The sequence below is a fragment of the Nocardia sp. NPDC050718 genome, from assembly GCF_040654235.1.
Classification (GTDB): Bacteria; Actinomycetota; Actinomycetes; order Mycobacteriales; family Mycobacteriaceae; genus Nocardia.
Genome location: NZ_JBFAHQ010000007.1, coordinates 67,149 through 70,636 on the forward strand (window position 1 = coordinate 67,149; position 3,488 = coordinate 70,636).

Annotated in this window: 2 protein-coding genes; one reads left to right on the forward strand and one right to left on the reverse strand. The window is 72.9% G+C overall.

The genetic code is table 11. From position 1 onward, the window contains the following. Positions 1-2,703 (reverse strand): AAA family ATPase (locus AB0H54_RS27620; protein WP_357349188.1); only part of this gene is annotated, 2,703 nt, incomplete at its 3' end. Positions 2,704-2,867: 164 nt separating this feature from the next. On the opposite strand from AB0H54_RS27620, the gene AB0H54_RS27625 reads away from it, so the two are divergent. Beyond that, entirely contained in the window at positions 2,868-3,413 is a 546-nt protein-coding gene (locus AB0H54_RS27625; protein WP_355284854.1) for a hypothetical protein, read from the forward strand. Positions 3,414-3,488: the final 75 nt, after the last annotated feature.

Here is a 3,488-nt window from a genome sequence, read left to right on the forward strand (position 1 = left end):
TGCGATGCTCCGACTGCCATCAGCCGGATGCGACGTGTGCACACCGACGGCCGAGCCCTCGACTGCGATGCTCCGACTGCCATCAGCCGGATGCGACGTGTGCACACCGACGGCCGAGCCCTCGACTGCGATGCTCCGACTGCCATCAGCCGGATGCGGCGCGTGCGCACCGACGGCCGAGCCATCCGGTGCGGTGTGCGGCACGCCGGGAGCACCGCCCGCGACGCGCGCGGCACCGACCACGGTCGGCCGCGCGGCGCGACCCGGACTGCTCGGCCGCTGGTCTCCCGGGGTGGAGCCGTCACCGCCCGCGACGGTTTCACCGACACCGATGGCCGACATCTGGGCGGTCGCCGCGGCGGCGGCCCGGGCGACGAGGTCAGCGGCTCTCGTGAGATCACCGTCGGCGATGGCGGCGTGGGCTGCCCTGGCGAGATGCGTGGGATGCAGCGGGCCGGGGCGGGTGTCGAGGGTGGGCAGAGTCGGTGCCGAATCCCTGGGAAGCGCGGGGACGCCGGGCGCCGGAACACCCGGGACCGGCGGAACGGTGGGCGGGCGACCCAGGTCGGAGACCTGGTCACCGGGCGGTCGAAGGTCCGAGGACGGGAGGACCAGGAGGCGGGCGGTTTCGGCGAGGGTGGTCTCGACGACCTGGCGCCACCAGCGCATGGCGGGGCGCGGCAGGGCGGCGACGGCGTGCCACTGGGTGGTGACGGTGTCGGTGGGGGCGGTCAGCAGCAGGGTGCGGAGTTTGACCGCGCCGGCGAAGGAGAGCAGGTCGGGGTGGTGGAAGGTGGTGGCGGCCTCGGTCGCGTCGTCGGCGGCGGCGATCGCGGCGTGCAGGCGACCGAGTTTGGCCAGCGAGTACGCGCGGACGGTCTGGAGTTCGGCGAGGGCGTAGCTGCGGCCGAAGCGGTGGCTGACCCGCAGCGCGCGGTCGAGGTGGACGAGACCGTCGCGGTCGTGGTCGAGGAAGTAGGCGCACCAGCCCAGGGCGGGGATCGCGTGGACGACCTCGCGGAATCCGGCGTCGGTGAGGTCCTCGAAGGCCCGATGGCACCCGGGATAGAGGTCGGCCGCGGTCCGGATCTGGCCGTCGGCGACGAAACCGAGACAGCGCAACGCCAGCGCGGCGGCGCGGACCGCCGGGTCCTCGATCTCGGCGGACCCGAACAGGGCGTTGAGGCGAGCGTGGCCCTCGGCGTCGCGGTGGTCCTGCAATTCCAGGATGGCCAGTTCCAGCTGGACCGGGCCGTCACCGGCGCGGCGGGGCAGGGTCGCGGCGGTCGCGAGCAGCGTCCTGGCCTGCTCGACCCGGCCGCGCATGCGGGCGCACCGGGCCGAGAGCAGCAGCGCTTCCAGCTGGTGGGGGCCCGGTTCGGCGGCGGCCGGGTCGAGCGCCGCCGCCGCGCGCTCGCCCGCGCCCGCCAGCAGCAGCGCCCGGCCGAGCGCCACCGCGTCGGCGAGCGGATCGGCGACCGAGGGCGCGATCCGGTGCGCGAGCGCGAGCCAGCGCGCGGCCGAGGCCGGGGTGTCGGCGAGGACCTGGTCGGCGGCCAGCCGCAATTCGGCTCCCGCGATCTCGTCCGTGCCGAGCAGCGCGTGTTCGAGTTGCGTGGCTCGCGCGGTCATCGGCGCGTCGCGGGCGCGCAGGGCCAGTGCGGTGCGGCGGTGGGCCAGCGTCAGCCAGCCCTGCCCGGCCAGGCGGTAGGCGGCGGTGCGGATCAGCGGGTGGACGAAGGTCACCGTGCCGTCGACCGCGCGGACGACACCGCGTGCGGCCAGACCGTCGAGCGCGCCCGCCACCGACGCGGCGGAGAGATCCGCTGTCGCCGACAGCAGTTCGAGGTCGGGCGGCGCACCGCACACGGCGACGGCTTGCGCGACCGACCGTTCGAGCTCGGGCAGCTGGGCCAGTTCGGCGCGGATCGTCCGGTCGACGGCCGCGTAGTCGGTCGACGCGGGATCCGGGTTCTCCCCGCGCAGCGCCCGGTCCAGCTCCCGATCGGGCAGGTCGGCCAGCAGGGACAGGTACAGCGGATTGCCCTGGGACGCGTCGAGCAACCGCGCGCGCCGCCGCGGGTCCTCCCCCGGCAGCAGACCGTCGACCTCGACCCGGGTGAACGGCGGCACCCGGACCTGCGCCGAGCGGACCCGCGGTGCCCGCAGCAACCGGGCGATCGATGGCGGACAACCGCCGTCGCGGAACGCCAGGAGCAACCGGAACCCGCCCACCGGCCGATTGCGGATCAGGAAGGCCAACAGCCGAACCGATTCCGCGTCGGCCCATTGCGCGTCGTCGACGACCAGCAACGTCTCCGCCGTGCCGAGCGCGCGCCGCAGCCACCGGGCGAGCGGGAGGTCGGCCAGCAGTTCCGCCGCGGGCACGGCGACCTCCGGGTCGTCGACCGGCAGAGCGCCCGTGGTCGCGGAGCCCGACCCGTCGCCCGCATCGACATCGCCCAGCTGTTCGACGAGATCGTCGGCGAGATAGCGCGGTTGGGTGCGGGCGTCCTCGGCACCGGTGATCGAGAACACCCGGCACGGTGCGGCCTGGGCGAAATGGGTGATCAAGCGGGACTTGCCGATTCCGGCGGGCCCCTCCACCAGCAGCAGCCAGGGGGCGTCGGGGCCGGTGAACGTCGAGGTCAGCGTGGCGAGTTCGGGAGCCCGGCCGACGAAGGCGCGTTCGATCACCGTCACCACCCCCTCTCCTGCCCGGATTGTCCGGGGTGAGCCTAACCCGGGCCGCCGACGCGCGAATGCCGTGGTTTCCCGGATGCTCCGGAGACGGCCGTGGGGTTGGGTGGGCGAGGCCGATCACCGCCGAAGGGTCCGCGGTGAGGTTCTTCAGAAAGAAGGTTCGCATGACATTCACCGGCAAGGGCAAGGTTTCGCGGTTCGCGCTCGCACTGCTGGCGGTCTCGGCACTCGGTGCCGCTGGCTGCTCGGCCGTGGACAAGGTCACCGAGGTGGCCAAGGACGCGGGCAAGTCCGACACCGCCCGCTCGAAGGTCGGTGACTGCATCAACGTGATCTCGGCGTCGATGATCGACTCCAAGACCGAGCCGGTCGATTGCTCGGCCGAGACCGCCGTCTACAAGGTCGTCCAGGTGCACGATCAGAAGGTCGAGTGCCACGAGGACTACACCTCCTACGAGGAGACCTTCGGCAGCGGCGGCACCCTCGCGTTCCTCTGTCTGGCCCCCAACTTCAAGGAGGGCAGCTGCTACAACGAGGGCATGATGACCGGCTACAAGTTCGTGCCGTGCACCGCCACCGAGGCCGACTTCAAGGTCGTCTCGCGGATCGACGGTCAGGTCGACGAGCAGCTGTGCGGCGCGGACGCCGACTCGGTGCTGGTCGTCAACGACCCGAAGACCACGTTCTGCCTGGGCAGCGCCAAGGGCTGAGCCCCGGAGCAGCAGCGGCAGCATCGCGTTGGTGACCGCGACGGCACCGAAGACATTGGTCTCGAAGACCTCGCG